General features: G+C 65.6%; 14 protein-coding genes. 8 read left to right on the top strand and 6 right to left on the bottom strand.

What is annotated here, in order from left to right; genetic code table 11:
* The first annotated feature begins 13 nt into the window (after positions 1-13).
* The gene (locus ACFPPB_RS00725; RefSeq protein ID WP_377323401.1) at positions 14-1,192 is read left to right on the top strand and encodes a S1C family serine protease; all 1,179 of its coding nucleotides are present in this window, start codon (positions 14-16) and stop codon (positions 1,190-1,192) included.
* Positions 1,193-1,482: 290 nt separating this feature from the next.
* Here the strand turns inward: ACFPPB_RS00725 and ACFPPB_RS00720 are convergent, their stop codons facing one another.
* Positions 1,483-2,640 carry a lytic transglycosylase domain-containing protein gene (locus tag ACFPPB_RS00720; RefSeq protein ID WP_377323825.1) on the bottom strand — a complete coding sequence of 386 codons (1,158 nt, stop codon included), beginning with the start codon at positions 2,638-2,640 and terminating at the stop codon, positions 1,483-1,485.
* 235 nt (positions 2,641-2,875) lie between these two features.
* On the opposite strand from ACFPPB_RS00720, the gene miaB reads away from it, so the two are divergent.
* Complete coding sequence (miaB, locus tag ACFPPB_RS00715) at positions 2,876-4,204, top strand: tRNA (N6-isopentenyl adenosine(37)-C2)-methylthiotransferase MiaB (protein WP_377323399.1); 1,329 nt, start codon at positions 2,876-2,878, stop codon at positions 4,202-4,204.
* A gap of 103 nt (positions 4,205-4,307) precedes the next feature.
* Here the strand turns inward: miaB and ACFPPB_RS00710 are convergent, their stop codons facing one another.
* The 4 genes from ACFPPB_RS00710 to ACFPPB_RS00695 are packed head-to-tail and all read right to left on the bottom strand — an operon-like array spanning position 4,308 to position 8,066.
* Entirely contained in the window at positions 4,308-5,417 is a 1,110-nt protein-coding gene (locus tag ACFPPB_RS00710; RefSeq protein ID WP_377323397.1) for an ABC transporter permease, read from the bottom strand.
* On the bottom strand, positions 5,414-6,355 hold the full coding sequence (locus ACFPPB_RS00705) for an ABC transporter ATP-binding protein (protein WP_377323823.1): 942 nt from the start codon (positions 6,353-6,355) through the stop codon (positions 5,414-5,416). The genes ACFPPB_RS00710 and ACFPPB_RS00705 overlap by 4 nt, the downstream gene beginning before the upstream one ends.
* 47 nt (positions 6,356-6,402) lie before the next feature.
* Positions 6,403-7,377: an HlyD family secretion protein gene (locus tag ACFPPB_RS00700; protein ID WP_377323395.1), complete on the bottom strand. Its 975-nt coding sequence runs from the start codon at positions 7,375-7,377 to the stop codon at positions 6,403-6,405.
* Positions 7,374-8,066 (bottom strand): TetR/AcrR family transcriptional regulator, encoded by a 693-nt coding sequence (locus ACFPPB_RS00695; RefSeq protein WP_377323394.1) that lies wholly within the window; start codon positions 8,064-8,066, stop codon positions 7,374-7,376. The genes ACFPPB_RS00700 and ACFPPB_RS00695 overlap by 4 nt, the downstream gene beginning before the upstream one ends.
* Before the next feature lie 223 nt (positions 8,067-8,289).
* On the opposite strand from ACFPPB_RS00695, the gene ACFPPB_RS00690 reads away from it, so the two are divergent.
* The 6 genes from ACFPPB_RS00690 to ACFPPB_RS00665 all read left to right on the top strand — a co-directional run bounded on the left by ACFPPB_RS00690 (position 8,290) and on the right by ACFPPB_RS00665 (position 13,978).
* On the top strand, positions 8,290-9,270 hold the full coding sequence (locus ACFPPB_RS00690; RefSeq protein ID WP_377323392.1) for a PhoH family protein: 981 nt from the start codon (positions 8,290-8,292) through the stop codon (positions 9,268-9,270).
* 122 nt (positions 9,271-9,392) lie between these two features.
* A complete protein-coding gene (gene ybeY / locus ACFPPB_RS00685; protein WP_377323390.1) occupies positions 9,393-9,842 on the top strand; it encodes an rRNA maturation RNase YbeY in 450 nt (149 codons plus the stop codon).
* A gap of 220 nt (positions 9,843-10,062) precedes the next feature.
* Positions 10,063-10,902, top strand: a complete 840-nt coding sequence (locus ACFPPB_RS00680) for an HlyC/CorC family transporter (RefSeq protein WP_377323388.1) — start codon at positions 10,063-10,065, stop codon at positions 10,900-10,902.
* A gap of 94 nt (positions 10,903-10,996) precedes the next feature.
* Entirely contained in the window at positions 10,997-12,205 is a 1,209-nt protein-coding gene (locus ACFPPB_RS00675; protein ID WP_377323386.1) for a lipoprotein N-acyltransferase Lnb domain-containing protein, read from the top strand.
* 53 nt (positions 12,206-12,258) lie between these two features.
* Positions 12,259-13,281, top strand: coding sequence for a magnesium and cobalt transport protein CorA (locus ACFPPB_RS00670; RefSeq protein ID WP_377323384.1), 1,023 nt, complete (start codon positions 12,259-12,261; stop codon positions 13,279-13,281).
* A gap of 208 nt (positions 13,282-13,489) precedes the next feature.
* Positions 13,490-13,978, top strand: coding sequence for an REP-associated tyrosine transposase (locus ACFPPB_RS00665; RefSeq protein WP_377323382.1), 489 nt, complete (start codon positions 13,490-13,492; stop codon positions 13,976-13,978).
* 393 nt (positions 13,979-14,371) lie between these two features.
* On the opposite strand, the gene ACFPPB_RS00660 is transcribed toward ACFPPB_RS00665, so the two are convergent.
* Entirely contained in the window at positions 14,372-16,513 is a 2,142-nt protein-coding gene (locus tag ACFPPB_RS00660; RefSeq protein WP_377323380.1) for a dipeptidyl-peptidase 5, read from the bottom strand.
* Between the last annotated feature and the right edge of the window lie 61 nt (positions 16,514-16,574).

Here is a 16,574-nt window from a genome sequence, read left to right as displayed (position 1 = left end):
CTTCCTTATCGACATGAAACATGCCGCCGGCACGCTCCTCTTCATTGCGCGCTTCGCCATCCTCGGGTTGGCGATAGCTTTCGTCGTCGGCTTGTTCTGGCCCGGCAGCGGCGAGCATCTGCGCGCACGCTTCGGCCTGGCCGCGCCGCCCGCCCCGCCCGCCAGCCAGAGCCATCTCGGCAACGGCCCCGTCTCGTACGCCGACGCGGTGGCCGCCGCCGCGCCCTCGGTGGTCAACATCTACGCCAACAAGATCGTCACCGAGCAAGCCGTGCGCATGTACGAGAACCCGGTACTGCAGCAGCTGTTCGGCGGCCAGCCCACCACTTACCAGCATCGCGAGCAGACGCTCGGCTCCGGCGTCATCGTCAGCGCGCAAGGCCAGGGCTACGTGCTGACCAACAACCATGTGATCGCCCACGCCGCAGACATCCAGGTGCTGTTGTACGATGGCCGCATCGCCAAGGCCACCCTGGTCGGCGCGGACCAGGAGTCCGACCTGGCGGTATTGAAGATCGATGCCAGCAACCTGCCGGTGATCCAGATGGCCGACCGGCAAACGCTGCGGCCGGGCGACGTGGTGCTGGCCATCGGCAATCCGCTGGGCCTCAACCAGACCGTGACGATGGGCATCGTCAGCGCGATCGGGCGCCAGTTGAACAGCTCCAGTGCCGAGGATTTCATCCAGACCGACGCGGCCATCAACCTGGGTAACTCCGGTGGCGCGCTGATCAATACCGAGGGTCGGCTGGTCGGCATCAACACCTTGCTGATCGGCAAGGCGGCCGGCGCCGAAGGCATCGGCTTTGCGATTCCGGCCGCCACCGCCAGGAAAGTGCTGGATCAGATCATCAGCACGGGCCACGTAGTGCGTGGCTGGATCGGTGCCGACTACACGTTCGTGCCGGTGGCTGCCGACAGCGGGCTGCCGTCGGCAGCGCGCGGTGCGCAGGTCACCGCCGTGTACGTCGGCGGTCCCGCCGCGCAGGCCGGCATCCGGCCCCGCGACATCCTGTTGCGCATCGGCGACGACGACATTCGCGATCCGACCGACCTGCGCCGGCGCGAGGCCGCGTTGAAGCCCGGCAGCAAGGTGGAGATCTCCGGCCTGCGCAACGGCAGCCCGTTCCATCTCGAGGTCACCCTGGCACAACGGCCGCTGATGAGCGCCGGCCCCATGCCGGACCAGTGATTTAAGGCAACACTGATCAAGTATCGCCGTCGTCATGATGGCTGGAAGGCCCGCAGGTTGTGGTGCGCGGCGCCGGGAAGACTGGCCGTCTTGCCAAGCTGCGCGGCGCAGCCTGCGGGCCTTCCAGCCATCACCCCATCATTTGAAATTCAACAGGTGGGGCCCGTCCTGTCTGTCCGCATACCTTCGGTCCGCCGTCTCGTCAGACCGCCAGTCTGCCTTCGCCAACGGCCCTGTGGTCTGCGAACAGACAGGACGGGTGACGACGGCGATACTTGATCAGTGTTGCCTTAGCCCGGTCCGCGCGACGCCAGCGGCGGATGGATCGCCGCGCCATAGCGTTTGCGCAAGGTGTCCACGCGCTCCACATACACCTGCGTTTCGGCGTAAGGCGGCACGCCCTTGTAGCGCTGCACCGCGGCGGGCCCCGCGTTGTAGGCCGCGGCGGCCAGCCGCTCGTTGCCGTCGAAATCATGCAACAGCAGACCCAGGTAGCGCGCGCCGCCGCGGATGTTCTGGTCGGAGTCGAACGCATCCAGCACGCCCATGTCGCTGGCCGTGCCCGGCATCAGCTGCATCAGCCCTTGCGCACCCTTCAGCGACAATGCGCGCGGATTGAACGCGCTCTCGGCATGGATGACCGCGCGCAGGAATGCCTCGTCGACGCCGTACTCGATGCCGGCGGCGCGAATCGTGTCCGCATACGCGGTGAGGTTCAGCGCCACGCTGCCCCAGCGAATCGTCGAGTGCAGATCACAGGCGACGCAACTGGCGATATAGGTGAACAGCATCGTCACGGTATGGCCTTTCTGGCCGGCCGGCTGCAGGTTGGTGTATTCCACGCTGCCGTCCGCGCGCACGATGCGGTACACCGCCCCGCGCAGGACGCGCGTGTCCGGCGCATCCGCGACCGCCGCCAGCGGCGCTTCGGCACCGCGCGATTCGTGATAGCTCCATCGGCCCGGAGTGCCTGCGATGGCCGCCGCCAGCGGTGGTTTCGCGGTGGTCTCGACCGATCCCAGCACTGCCGCCAGCGAGGCTCGCTGCACCTTGGGCTCGCCGAGTGCGCGCGCGCCGGTTTCAGCCGAGCCCTGCACATTGACCAGCGAAGCCGGCTCCGCTCCATCCGCGGCGAGACTGTGTGCCGAGGTCGTCACCGAACCGCGGACTCCCGTCAAGGCGATCCGTGGCGAGGGCGGTGGCGGGGCCTGACGGCGGGGCGCGGGCGCCGTATAGCTGCTGATCGCCTCGCAGCCGCGATAACCGGCCTTGCTGCTGCTGAACGCCGTTTCGCCGCTGGAACCGGTGCAGCGATAAAGCGTGCCGGCCCGGGCCGCCGGCCCCCACAGCAGCGCGCAACCCAGCACGACCCCCAACAGGATCGAGCGTAATGGGAAGCCCCCGGCTAGCCGATCGACGCTTCCCCCTTGCCGTGCGACGTCGAACATGGGCCGCAGTGTGCCGCCATGCGCCGTCAACGCCAAGTGCGCGCCCGCGATTTCGTGCGCCACGACCGCTCTCCGTTTGTCGCAGGGAGTCTTCGAGGTCGAATGCATCCTGTCCCGAACGCCGCAAGTGCTTGATCCGTCATGCCGATCAGCTGGCGAGACCGTGGTCGTGCGGGTAAGCTATGCGGTTCGGCGAAATCGCACTTCCTGCTTCGCGAACCACGGTGTCCATGCCATGAGCGGCAAGCTTTTCATCAAGACCCACGGCTGCCAGATGAACGAGTACGACTCGGCCAAGATGGCCGACGTGCTCAAGGCGTCGCACGGCATGGAGCTGACCCAGTACGAAGCAGAGGCCGACGTGATCCTGATCAACACCTGCTCGATCCGCGAGAAGGCCCAGGAAAAAGTGTTCAGCCAGCTCGGCCGCTGGAAGCAGCACAAGAAGGACGGCAAGCCGGTGCTGATCGGCGTGGGCGGCTGCGTGGCCTCGCAGGAGGGCGCGGCGATCGTCAAGCGCGCGCCGTATGTCGACCTGGTATTCGGCCCGCAGACCCTGCATCGCCTGCCCCAGCTGATCGAGCAGCAGCGCGCCAGCGGCTTGCCGCAGGTCGACATCAGCTTCCCCGAGATCGAGAAGTTCGACCGGCTGCCCGAACCGCGCGCCGAGGGCCCGACCGCGTTCGTCTCGATCATGGAAGGCTGCTCGAAGTACTGCAGCTATTGCGTGGTGCCGTACACCCGCGGCGAGGAACTCAGTCGCCCGTTCGACGACGTGCTGGTCGAAGTCGCCAAGCTCGCCGCCCAGGGCGTACGCGAAGTCAACCTGCTCGGCCAGAACGTCAACGCCTACCGCGGCCCCACCCACGACGGCGGTATCGCGGATCTCGCCGTGCTGATCCACGCGATCGCGCAGATCGACGGCATCGGCCGCATCCGCTTCACCACCTCGCACCCGCTGGAGTTCTCCGACTCGCTGATCGAGGCCTACGCGAACGTGCCGCAGCTGGCCAACTACCTGCACCTGCCGGTGCAGGCCGGCTCCGACCGCATCCTCAGCGCGATGAAGCGCGGCTACACCGCGCTGGAATTCAAGCAGAAGATCCGCAAGCTGCGCGCGGTGCGCCCGGACATCTGCGTATCGTCCGATTTCATCGTGGGCTTTCCCGGCGAGACGGAGGAGGATTTCGGGAAGACCATGAAGCTGATCGACGACATCGGCTTCGACCAGAGCTTCTCCTTCATCTTCTCCTCGCGGCCCGGCACGCCGGCGGCGAATCTCGCCGACGACACCCCGGCGAGTGAGAAGCATGCCCGATTGACGCGGCTGCAGGCGGCCATCAACGCGAACGCGAAGAAGATCAGCCAGGCGATGATCGGCAGCGTGCAGCGCGTGCTGGTGGAAAAGCCCAGCACGCGCGATCCGAGCGAACTGACCGGCCGCACGGAGAACATGCGCTTCGTCAATTTCCCCGGCCACCCGCGCCTGATCGGCCAGTTCGTCGACGTGGAAATCACCGAGGCGATGAGCAACTCGCTGCGCGGCCGCATCCAGTTCGCGTAGGAGCGCACCCTGTGCGCGAAAGCTCCTGGCATCCTTTGCAAACTGGCCGAGAGCATTCGCGCACAGGGTGCGCTCCTACAGGTACGCGGCAGCACAAACGACGCTAGTCCAGCCGCTTGCGGAAGCGCAGGATGGCCAGGGTCATCATCACCAGCGTGAACACCGCCAGCACCAGCACGTCGGTCCACATCTCCCACAGGCCTGCGCCGCGCAACATCACGCCGCGGATCAGGCGCAGGAAATGCGTCAGCGGCAACACCTCGGCCATCCACTGCACCACCTTGGGCATGCCCGCGAACGGGAACATGAAACCCGACAGCAGGATCGACGGCAGGAACACGAAGAACGTCATCTGCATCGCCTGAAACTGCGACTGCGCCTGCGTCGATATCAGCAGGCCTAGCGAGAGGTTGCCCAGGATCAGCAGGCCTGCCGCCAGATACACGTCGAACACGTGGCCGCGGATCGGCACGTCGAACAGCCACATGCCCAGCGCCAGGATCACGCTGGTCTGCACCAGTCCGATCGCGATATAGGGCAGCACCTTGCCGACCATCAGTTCAGTGCTGGTCAGCGGTGTGGCGATCAGCAGCTCCATGTTGCCGCGCTCGCGTTCGCGCACGATCGCGATCGCGGTGAACAGCACCATGGTCATGGTCAGGATCACGCCGATCAGGCCAGGCACGATGTTGATCGCCGACTGCCGCTGCGGGTTGTAGAAGCTGACCACGCTGATGCGCCCGCCCGGGGGCGTGCTGGTCATCGGCGCGCGCGTGTCGGGAACCGCGCTGTCGATCGGCACCTGCGCGAGTTGCGCGGCCGCGCCCTGCACCGTCGTGTCGCTGCCGTCGACCAGCACCTGCGCCAGCTCGCGGCCGTCGATGCGGCGGCGCTCGAAGTCCGGCGGCACCGCGATGCCGATGCTGATCCGGCCGCGCCGTATCATCGCCATCAGTTGCTGCGGCGTGTCCGCCCTGGCCACCGGCGCGACCACGCCGGTCGCCAGCATGTCCATCACCAGCGCGCGCGAACCGGCGGTATTGGCCTGGTCCGCGATGCCGGCATCGAGTCCGCGCAGATTCAGATTGATCGCATAACCGAACAGCACCAGCTGGATCACCGGTATGCCGACGATCATCGCCAGCGTGATGCGGTCGCGGCGCATCTGGCGCAGCTCCTTGATCACGATCGCCCAGAGCCGGCGCCAGTTCATGCGGCGCGCTCCCTGCCGCCGTCTTTTGCATCGCCGTTGCGCGTCGCGGCGACGAACACGTCCTCGAGATTCGGCGGCGCCGGCGTGACGTCGCCCTTCTGGCCGGCGCCGGCGAGCGCCTTGTCCATGCGCCGGGTCGCCTCGCCGGAATCGTCGGCGGTGAGCACGCGCAAGGTGTTGCCGACCTGGGCCACGCCGAGCACTCCGGGCACGTCGACCAGCACGTGTTGCGCGCGGCGGGGATCGGCGGTGTCGACCAGGAACGTGCGTCCCTGCAACTTTGCCATCAGCTCGTCCGGCGTGCCGTCGGCGACCAGCGTGCCGCGATCGAGGATCGCCAGCCGATGGCATCGCTCCGCTTCGTCCATCAAATGGGTGGACACCAGCAACGTGGTGCCGATGTCGGCCAGCTCGAAAAGCTTTTCCCAGAAGTCGCGACGCGATTCCGGATCGACCGCGCTGGTCGGCTCGTCGAGAAACAGCAGTTCCGGCTCGTGGATCACCGCGCAGGCCAACCCCAGCCGCTGCTTCTGGCCGCCGCTCATGGTTCCGGCAAGCTGCGTCTGCAGGTCGCCGAAATGGTATTGCTCGACCAGCTCGTCGATGCGGCCTTTCGTCTTCGCCCTCGGCACGCCCTGGATCGCGGCGAGGAACTCCAGGTTCTCGCGCACCGTGAGGTCCTCGAACAACGAGAACTTCTGCGTCATGTAGCCGATGTGCGAACGCAACGCATCGGCTTGCGCGGGGATGCGCAGGCCGAGCACCTCGATCTCGCCTTCGGTCGGGGTCAGCAGGCCGCACAGCATGCGGATGGTGGTCGACTTGCCCGAACCGTTCGGGCCGAGGAAGCCGTAGACGTGCCGGGCCGGCACTTCGAGATCGACATGATTCACCGCGACCAGCTTGCCGAAATGTTTGGTCAGCCCGCTCGCGCGTATCGCGACGCCGTCGCCATCGGTCGTGGCGCCGGTGTGGGGCTGGTTGGTCACTTGGCGGATCCGGCGAACTCGACGCGCACCGGCAATCCGGCAGGCAGCTCCGCCGCCTGCGGGCCCAGCGCGATTTCCGCCAGATAGCTCAGCCGCGCCGCGTCGTCGCCGATCAAGGCGTAATACGGAGTGAACGTGGGTTCGCTGCGCAGCATGCGCACCTTGCCCGCATACGGTGTGTCGCGGCCGGCCACGAACACCTGCATCGCATCCCCCACATGCACGCCGGCACGCTGCTGCTCGGGCAGGTAGATGCGCGCATACGGCGCCGCGCCGGCCAGCATGATCACCACCGGCGCGCCGACCGGTGCCTGATCGCCGAGCTTGTACGGGATGTTGTCGATCCGCCCGGCGAGCGGCGCCACGATGCTCAGCTTGCCCAGCAAGACCTGCTGTGCGCTCGCTTGTGCCGTCGCCGCCGCCAGGGCCGCCTGTGCCTGCGCGATCTGCTCCGGACGCGTGCCGTGCAGCAGCTCGTCGAGCGCGGCCTGCGCCGCGGCCACCTGGCCATCGGCGTCGCCCGCCGCGGCGCGGGCGCGATCGAGATCGGCGGCGGCGACATAATCTTTTCCCTGCAGCGGAAGCAGGCGGTTGTAGTAGGCACGCGCGTCGCGCGCCTGAGCCTGGGCCGCCCGCAAGCTCGCCCGTGCCTTGTCGATGTCCTCGGCGCGCGGTCCGTTCCGGAGCTCGGCCAGCACCTCGCGTTGCTGCCGTGCCTGCGCCTCGGCGGCGGCCAGTTCGGACTGGGTATGCGTGGGATCCAGCTGCATCAGGGCCTGCCCCGCCCTGACCTGTTCGCCCTCGCGCACGTCGATCGCGACGATGCGTTCGGCCGCCGGCGCCGGCAAGGTGATCCGATCGTATTCGAGGGTACCCAGGGCCTGCGGCGGCTTCTTCGCACAGCCGCTCAGGCCGGCCAGCGTGAACAGAATCGTGGCCGACAAGTGGCGACCCTTGCGTGCAGTGCTCATGCGCCTTCTCCCGATCCTGCTGCCGACCCTGCTGCGCCCACGCCGCGGCCGAGCAGCGCGAGAGTGTGTTTGAGCATGACCTCGGCACCCAGACCCTCGGCCCCGAACGCGCGCTGCCAGATGGGTGCGCCGGCGGCGGGAAACAGGGTCAGTCCGACCAGCGAGACGACCAGCAGGCGCGGGTCCAGATCCGCATTCAGGCGTCCATCCGCCTGTGCCACGCTGAAGCGCTTGGCCAGCAACTGCGGCAGGTTCGGAATGCCCTGATTGAACAGCACTTCGCGCAACGCACCGCCTTCGCAGAGCACCTCGCGCACCCACAGCGGTGGCAGCCAGGGATGATTCGCCACGACCGCGCCGATCCCGCGCACGAAACTCTCGATCAGCAGCGCTGGATCGTCGCCGATGCGCTCCAGGTGCGCACGCATCGGCGTCACCGCCGGCAACAACCGCTCATCGATCAAGGCCTGCACAAGCCGGGCCTTGTCGCCAAAGTAGTAATGCAGCATGGCCGGGGTCACGTTGGCCTCGACCGCGATCGCCCGCAACGAGGTTGCCGCAATACCCACGCGCGAAAACTGCGCTATCGCGACATCCAGCAGGTGCGCGCGCAAGTCCTGGTCGTCGCCGCTCGGACGTCCGGCGCGACGCTTGCGCCTGGGTGCTGCACGTTTGGCGGGAGCGATCATGCGCACAAATTAATGCATAAATTAATTATGTGCAAATGCGTTGTGCATTGTTGTAGGAGCGCACCCTGTGCGCGAACCCCGTCACCTCATCGCACCATGCTTTCGCGCACAGGGTGCGCTCCTACAGTCACACACAACCGCGAGGGATTTTTTGGTGGCATCCATAAACTGAAAACACCTCGTCATGGCTCTTCCGCCAGCACCGCGCTACTCTGGCGCGTCTATGAGCAAACTCAACCAGCGCGACTTCACCCTGGACCCCGAAGACAACGCCCGCCTCGCCAACCTGTGCGGGGCGTTCGACGAGCACCTGCGCCAGATCGAACTGCGCCTCGGCGTGGAGATCAACCACCGCGGCGGCATTTTTCAGGTCATCGGCGAAGACGCGCCGGCGAGGGCCACCGAGAAAGTGCTGCGCTCGCTGTACGCCACCACCGAGGACGAGTCGCTGACCGGCGCGCGTATCAACCTGCACCTGGCCAAATCCGGCATCGACGCGATCACCGAGCCGTCGACCGAAGGCACCCAGGAGGTGGCGATCCGGGTCAAGCGCGGCGTGATCAAGGGCCGCGGCGCGAACCAGGCCCGCTACCTGCACGCGATCGCCAGCCACGACATCAATTTCGGTGTGGGCCCGGCCGGCACCGGCAAGACCTACCTGGCCGTGGCCAGCGCGGTCGAGGCGCTGGAAGCGAACCGCGTGCAACGCCTGCTGCTGGTGCGCCCGGCGGTGGAGGCCGGCGAAAAACTCGGCTTCCTGCCCGGCGACCTGTCGCAGAAAGTCGATCCCTATCTGCGCCCGCTGTACGATGCGCTGTACGAAATGCTGGGCTTCGAGAAAGTGGCCAAGCTGATCGAGCGCAACGTGATCGAGATAGCGCCGCTGGCCTATATGCGCGGCCGCACCCTCAACGACTCCTACGTGATCCTCGACGAAGCGCAGAACACCACGGTCGAGCAGATGAAGATGTTCCTGACCCGGATCGGCTTCGGCACGGTCGCGGTGATCACCGGCGACGTCACCCAGGTCGACCTCCCGCGCAACACCCGTTCCGGCCTGCGTCAGGCGGTGGAAGTGCTGCGCGACGTCAGCGGCATCAGCTTCACGTTTTTCACCTCGCGCGACGTGGTGCGCCACCCGCTGGTGGCGAAGATCGTGCGCGCCTACGAGGCATTCGAACAGAAGGAAGAAGGCGCTCCATGAGCCGGCACCACACCGTCCCTGTCCGCAAGGATCTTCCAGCGACTGTAGGAGCGGCTTCAGCCGCGATAGCTCTCCCAGATAAAGCCAGGGCATCGCGGCTGAAGCCGCTCCTACAGAAAAATGTGGCCCTTCACGTCGGTTACGCCGTTGCCAGAACCGGCCTGCCCTCGGCGGCCAGCTTCCGCCGCTGGGTCGAAGCGGCGCTGCATGGCGCCAGACGGCGCAAGCCCGCGGAGCTGGCGATCCGCATCGTCGACACCGACGAAGGCCGCGCGCTCAACCGCGACTATCGCGGCAAGGACTACGCCACCAACGTGCTGTCATTCCCCACCGAATGGCCGCCCGGCGTAACGCTGCCGCTGATCGGCGACCTGGCGATCTGCGCGCCGGTGGTGCTGCGCGAAGCCGCCGAGCAACACAAACTGCCCCGCGATCACTGGGCCCACCTGACCATTCACGGCGTACTGCACCTGCTCGGCTACGACCATACCGAAGACACCGAAGCCGAAGCGATGGAAGCCCTGGAAACCCGCATCCTCGCCAAACTCGGCATCGCCGACCCGTACGCCTGACGGCGCACCCTCTCCCAACGACACACCCCCTGGGTAGGAGCCCGCGCGCGGGCGATGCTCCTGCTCTGATTTCCCCTAACCGACCATCGAAACAAGAGCATCGCCCGCACGCGGGCTCCTACAGAGTCGTGCGGGGGAATCGGGCTTGTGCCCTGAACCGTCACAACTTTTCGGCTAGAATCGGCCTTCCGCCCGGTCATGGGCTGCATTCAAACGAGTGATGAACGACGACCCTGGCAGTACCAGCGGCCCGGCACACCGCACCTGGTGGGATCGGCTGGGCCACATGTTTTCCGGCGAGCCGCGCAACCGCAGCGAACTGATCGAGGAGCTGCGCTCCGCCCAGACCAACGGACTGCTGTCCGTCGACACCCTCACCATGGTCGAGGGTGCGATCAAGGTCACCGAACTGAGCGTGGACGACGTGATGGTGCCGCGCGCGCAGATCGTGATGATCGCGGCGGAGTCGCCGCTGCCCGACATTCTCGCCGCGACCGTCGAGTCGGGCCACTCGCGCTTTCCCGTCCATGGCGACGACAAGGACGAGATCCTCGGCATCCTGCTGGCCAAGGATCTGCTGAAGTTCTTCGGCGCCGCGGAGCATTTCGACATCCATGCGATCCTGCGCCCGGCCGTGCTGATTCCCGAATCGATGCGCCTGAACGTGCTGCTGGAGGAATTCCGGCGGTCGCGCAATCACATGGCGCTGGTGGTCAACGAATACGGCGGCGTCGCCGGCCTGATCACGATCGAGGACGTGCTCGAACAGATCGTCGGCGAGATCGACGACGAGCACGACGACGAAGAAGAGCCCAAGCTGATGCACGAACAGCCCGGCGGCGACTGGCTGGTCAGCGCGCTGACCCCGATCGAGGATTTCAACGAACAGGCCGGCGCCGCGTTCTCCGACGAGGAATACGACACCGTCGGCGGCATGGTCACTTCCGAATTCGGCCACCTGCCCGAGGTCGGCGAAGAGGTCGGCATCGGCGGCTATCTGTTCCATGTCACCGAAGCCGACGACCGCCGCGTGCAGCAGTTCCGCGTCGAAAGACGGTAGGAGCGCACCCTGTGCGCGATGCTCTTCATTCATCTCGCGAAAATCAATCGCGCACAGGGTGCGCTCCTACATATCTTGTCTACCGATGGGTCGCATGAACCTGATCAGCCGTAACCTCCTGCTACTCGCGCTGTTGATGCTGACCACGCTCTCGCCCGCCCATGCCAGCGTGGCCAACGCGCCAGGCGCCAACCTCGAGGTATCACTGATCACCTACGGCCCCGGCGAAACCTACTGGGAGCGCTTCGGCCACGACGCCATCGAACTGCGCGACAGCGCGTCGGGCGAGGCGATCAATTTCAACTACGGCGTGTTCGATTTCAACGAAGCGAATTTCTTTCTCAACTTCGCCCGCGGCCGCATGCACTATCTGATGGACGCGGGGCCCAGCGACCTCGACCAGAGCTATTACGTCGAAGCCGGCCGCTCGGTCACCCGCCAGCGATTGGCGATGACGGCCGAGCAGGCCGGCGCGCTGCGCGATTTCCTGCTGTGGAACCTGCGCCCGGAAAACGCCGGCTACAACTACGACTACTACGTCGACAACTGCACCACCCGCGTACGCGACGCGCTGGACAAGGCGCTGGGCGGCGTGCTGAAAACCCAGCTCGGCGCGCGTGCCGGCGGGATGACCTTCCGCCAGCAGACCGATCGCCTGATGAGCGCGCAGCCATGGTTGATGCTGGTGCTCGATCTGGGCCTTGGCCCGTACGCCGACCAGCCGCTCAACGCATGGCAGGAAAGTTTCCTGCCCGAAGTACTGCAGATGCAGTTGCGCGAGGTGCGCATCGACGACGGCCACGGCGGCCTGCAGCCGCTGCTGCGGAGCGAACAGCTCGTCTCGCCCAATCGGCTGGACGTGCCGCCCGCCGCCGCGCCGGACCTGCGCCTGCCGCTGGGGTTGGCCGGCCTGTCGCTTGGCGCACTGATCGTGCTGGCGCGGCGCTGGTGGCCCATCGGTCATGTGCTGCTTGGCACGCTGTACCTGCTCAGCGCCGGCATCGTCGGCCTGATCTTGCTGACGCTGTGGACGCTGACCACGCATCATTCGGCATGGAGCAACGCCAACCTGCTGCTGTTCAATCCGCTGGCGTTCCTGCTGCTGCCGACGTTGTGGCGATCGCGCCGCGGCCTCGCCGCCTCGCGCTTCATGGACGGCGTGATCGCGCTGCAGCTGCTGGCCGGCATGATCGCCGTACTGCTGCACCTGCTGCCGGGCACCGTGCAGCAGAACCAGCCGTGGCTGTTGTTCGCGCTGCCATGCTGGCTGGCGCTGGCCTGGAGCTTGCGCCGGCACCGGTAATCGCGCGGCGATGTGTAATTGCCCCGTCTTCCGCGCCGGGGCATGATGTGTGCATGAAGCTGATCACACCGCCGCCCCCGGTCGCACCGTCGCCCATCGAACAGCCGATGGTGGTCAACTGCATTGCCTATGGGCAGGACGGCCTGCGGATCGGCGACGTCACACTCGATGCGATCAGCGACGTGCTGGCCGAGCCTGGCACCTTCGTCTGGGTCGGCCTGCACGAACCGGACGAAGAGCTGCTGCTGAAGCTGCAGGAAGAGTTCGGCCTGCACGACCTGGCGATCGAGGATGCGCACGCCGCGCACCAGCGCACCAAGCTGGAGACTTATGGCGACTCGCTGTTCCTGGTGGTGCAGACCGCGCAGCTGATCGACGGTCACCTGGCCTTCGGCGAGACCCATATCTTTCTCGGCCCGCGCTACCTGGTCAGCATCCGCCACGGCGCTTCGCTGTCCTATGCGCCGGCACGGCGTACCTGCGAACACACCCCGGCGCTGCTGGCGCTCGGCCCCAGCTACGCGCTGTACGGCGTGCTCGACTTCATCGTCGACAACCTGCTGCCGATCGTGCGCGAATTCCGCGAGGAACTGCAGCAGCTGGAGCACGACATCTTCGCCGAAACGTTCAAGCGCAGCACGGTGCATCGCCTGTATGACATGCAGCGCGACCTGATGACGCTGCGCCTGGCGGTGGCGCCGCTGCAAGACATCATCAGCCAGCTGGTGCGCCTGCATCCGCAGCTGATCGCCGACGAACTGCGGCCGTATTTCCGCGACGTCTACGACCACGTGTTCCGCGTCAACGAATCCATCGGCGCCATGCGCGAAATGCTCGCCGCCGCCATCAACGTCAACCTCTCGCTGGTCACCTTCGGCCAGAACGAAGTGATGAAGAAACTCGCCGGCTGGGCCGCCATGCTCGCCGCACCCACCTTGCTCACCAGCTGGTACGGCATGAACTTCCAGCACATGCCGGAGCTCAGCCAGCCGTGGGCGTATCCGGTGATGATCACGGTGATGATTCTCGTGGTTGGCGGCATTTATCTGGGGCTGAAGCGGGCCAAGTGGTTTTGAGCTGGAGGCTCTGGGTGATCGGTCCCGCGTTGAAATAGCCGGGAGCGTCACGACTGAAGTCGCTCCCACAAATGCTGCGCGCTGCTGTCCATGTGGTTGTGGGAGCGACTTCAGTCGCGACGCTCCTACACACATGCCCGATGCCAACTACAAGCCAGCGAGCCACCAACCGCATGCCAGCCTAGCTCCGGCCACGCAAACTGCCCCCATGTCACACCTTCCCATCCTCGGCTATCGACGGCTACGCGCCGGCAGATGCTCCCTGCCGGGCCAGCTCTACCTGATCACCTGGACCACCTGGCAGCGCAGACCCCATTTCCTCGATCCGGAACTGGCAAGGGCAACCGCCCGCACCATCTCCTCCGCGGAACTCTGGTTTCCCAGTCGCTGCCTGTGCTGGGTATTAATGCCCGACCATTGGCATGGCCTGATCGAACTTGGCGAAGGTGCGAACCTCTCCACCGTGATTCAGCGCATCAAGGGCGTGACGGCTCGTCATGTGAACCAATATCGCTCATCTAACAAACCGCTCTGGGCCAAGGGATTTCATGACCATGCGCTGCGCCAAGACGAAGCGATCGAGCAGACCTCCCACTACATCATTGCCAACCCGGTGCGCGCGGGATTGGTGCAACATCCGTTGGACTATCCGTATTGGGATGCGTACTTCATCCATGATGGTTTGCGGCTTGATTGATCGCGACTGAAGTCGCTCCTACAAAAAATGCACGGCCCTTGTCCACGAGGAGCTCCCTCGGCAATTGTGGGAGCGGCTTCAGCCGCGATAGCTCCGGTGTCGAACCAGCAAGAGCATCGCGACTGAAGTCGCTCCTACAGAAAATGCACGGCCCTTGTCCACGAGGAGCTCCCTCGGCAATTGTGGGAGCGGCTTCAGCCGCGATAGCTCCGGTGTCGAACCAGCAAGAGCATCGCGACTGAAGTCGCTCCTACAGAAAATGCACGGCCCTTGTCCACGAGAAACTCCCCAGGCAATTGTGGGAGCGGCTTCAGCCGCGATAGCTCCGATGTCGAAACAGCAAGAGCATCGCGACTGAAGTCGCTCCCACAACGCTTTTATCGCAGGTGTGGCTCAATGCGACGCCGCCTTCGGCGCGTCCTTGGCCGTCCATTTCTTCAGCCAGGCGTTGACCGTGTCGTGCCATTGCACGCTGTTGTGCGGCTTCAGAACAAAGTGAGTCTCGTCCGGAAAGGTCAGGAACTCGCTGGGGATGCCGCGCCGCTGCAGCGCCGTGAACGCGCCCATGCCCTGCGTGATCGGAATGCGGAAATCGTCGGCGCTGTGCACCACCAGCATCGGCACGCGCCAGTCCTTGACGTGATTGACCGGATTGAATTTCTCGTAGTTCGCCGGATGCTCCCACGGCGTGCCGCCGTTCTCGTGCTCCTCGAACCACAGCTCCTCGGTGTCGTAGTACATCGCGCGCGTATCGAACACGCCGTCGTGATCGATCAGGCACTTCCACGGCTGGTTCCACACGCCGGCGATCCAGTAGGTCATGTAGCCGCCGTAGCTGGCGCCCAGCGCGCAGGCGCGGTCGCCGTCAAGGAAGCGGTACTTGTCCAGCGCCGCCTTCCAGCCGAGCTTCAGATCCTCCAGCGGCTTGCCGCCCCAGTCGCCTGAAATCGCGTCGGTGAAGGCCTGGCCATAACCGGTGGAGCCGTGGAAATTCACCGTCACCACGGCAAAGCCCTGACCGGCATAGGTCTGCGGATTCCAGCGATAGCTCCAGCCATTGCTCATCGCGCCCTGCGGACCGCCGTGGATGATGAACGCGACCGGGTAGGTCTTGCCCGGCTGGTAGTCGACCGGCTTGACCACATAACCTTGCGCGGTCTCGTTGTTCCAGCCCTTGAAGTTGAAGAACTCGAAATCGCCGACCTTCGCGTTCTTCAGACTCGCCGCGTTGAAATGAGTGACCTGCTTCAGCGCGCTGCCATCGGTGCTGGCCTGGCGCAGATCGAGCGTGTAGACATCGGCCGGGCGCTTCAGGTCGTCGCGGGTCAGCAACAGCTTGCCGGCGGCCATCGAATAACCGTCCACCGTGCCCTCCCCGCTCAGCCGGCTGACCTCACCGTTGGCCACGTCGATCGCGAACAGCGGATGCTGGCCTTCGTCATCGGCGGTGGCATACAAGGTCTTGCCGTCGGCGGAAATCGACAGGCTGCCCGGCGAGCGATCCCATTTCGGAGCCACTTCGTGTTTCGTGCCACTGGCCAGATCCAGCGCCATGATCGCGAAACGATCCGCCTCGAAACCCGGCGTCTTCATCGCCAGGTAGTACAGCGTCTTGCCGTCCGGCGAGGCCACCGGAAACGCATCCCACGCCTTGTTGCCGGCAGTGAGATTCTTCGGCAGCGCCGAGCCGTCGGCCGGCACGCTGTACACGTCGAAGTTGGTCGACCACGGCTCGGTGGTGCCGGCGATGCGCACGTCGAAATACACGCGCTTGCCATCCGGCGCAAAGCCGAACTCGCTCTCATCGCCGAACGGCTTGCTCGGCACATCGCCGTCGATGCCCCGAGTCAGCAGCGTCGGCTCGGCCGCAAGCTGCCCCTTGCCATCGAAGCTGGCCACGAACAACTGGTTGCGCCGGCCATTGGCCCAGGTATCCCAGTGCCGCACGAACAGCTTGGTATAAAGCGTGCCGCTGGCCTTGTCCTTCTCGCGCGCCGCGACGCGCTGCCGGGTGCACGCCAAGCTGGCGCAGTCGGTGAACACTTCATACGACAGCAACACCTGCTTGCCATCCGGCGACAGCTTGTAGCCGCCCAGATCCAGCACGGAATGGCTCACCTGCACGGCGGGCGCATGTTTGGCCAGACTCAAACCGCCCTTGCCGCCCAGATCCACCCGCCACAACTGCGCCACGCCCTTGGCCGGCGCCACGAAATACAAGCTGCGCCCATCCGCCGACCAGCGCGCCGAACTTCCGTCCACCACCTTCACCGGCTGACCGTCCTTGCCCAGATCCAGCACATAGACCGCGTTGACACCCTTGTTCGCCGCGTAATCCGTGCTGCGCACGCCAAACGCCGCATAGCGCCCATCCGGCGACAGCTGCGGATCGCTGACCCGATCCATCATCACCAGGTCGCGCACATTGAATGCATGCGGCCCCTCGGTCTTGACGAAGCTGGTGTCCACGACATCGCCCGCCATCGCGGGTACGGCCACCAGCGCAAGCAGCAGTGCGGCAATCAGGGGTTTCATGGGAGGTCCTTGGGTGGTCAAAGCGGTGACGGTAAGCGCCAAACCGGTCTCAGGCAAGCTT

It is taken from the genome of Rhodanobacter terrae, from assembly GCF_042657005.1.
GTDB lineage: Bacteria > Pseudomonadota > Gammaproteobacteria > Xanthomonadales > Rhodanobacteraceae > Rhodanobacter > Rhodanobacter terrae.
Note: the sequence above shows the minus strand (reverse complement) of the source record. Positions and strands in the feature narration are given on the sequence as shown.

Bases quoted from the DNA above. Each gene is read 5' to 3' on its own strand.
- ACFPPB_RS00675 (WP_377323386.1), top strand. From the start codon at position 10,997: ATGAACCTGATCAGCCGTAACCTCCTGCTACTCGCGCTGTTGATGCTG.
- ACFPPB_RS00725 (WP_377323401.1), top strand. From the start codon at position 14: ATGAAACATGCCGCCGGCACGCTCCTCTTCATTGCGCGCTTCGCCATC.
- ACFPPB_RS00670 (WP_377323384.1), top strand. From the start codon at position 12,259: ATGAAGCTGATCACACCGCCGCCCCCGGTCGCACCGTCGCCCATCGAA.
- miaB (WP_377323399.1), top strand. From the start codon at position 2,876: ATGAGCGGCAAGCTTTTCATCAAGACCCACGGCTGCCAGATGAACGAG.
- ACFPPB_RS00720 (WP_377323825.1), bottom strand. From the start codon at position 2,640: ATGTTCGACGTCGCACGGCAAGGGGGAAGCGTCGATCGGCTAGCCGGG.
- ACFPPB_RS00710 (WP_377323397.1), bottom strand. From the start codon at position 5,417: ATGAACTGGCGCCGGCTCTGGGCGATCGTGATCAAGGAGCTGCGCCAG.
- ACFPPB_RS00700 (WP_377323395.1), bottom strand. From the start codon at position 7,377: ATGAGCACTGCACGCAAGGGTCGCCACTTGTCGGCCACGATTCTGTTC.
- ACFPPB_RS00660 (WP_377323380.1), bottom strand. From the start codon at position 16,513: ATGAAACCCCTGATTGCCGCACTGCTGCTTGCGCTGGTGGCCGTACCC.
- ACFPPB_RS00680 (WP_377323388.1), top strand. From the start codon at position 10,063: ATGAACGACGACCCTGGCAGTACCAGCGGCCCGGCACACCGCACCTGG.
- ACFPPB_RS00695 (WP_377323394.1), bottom strand. From the start codon at position 8,066: ATGATCGCTCCCGCCAAACGTGCAGCACCCAGGCGCAAGCGTCGCGCC.
- ACFPPB_RS00690 (WP_377323392.1), top strand. From the start codon at position 8,290: ATGAGCAAACTCAACCAGCGCGACTTCACCCTGGACCCCGAAGACAAC.
- ACFPPB_RS00665 (WP_377323382.1), top strand. From the start codon at position 13,490: ATGTCACACCTTCCCATCCTCGGCTATCGACGGCTACGCGCCGGCAGA.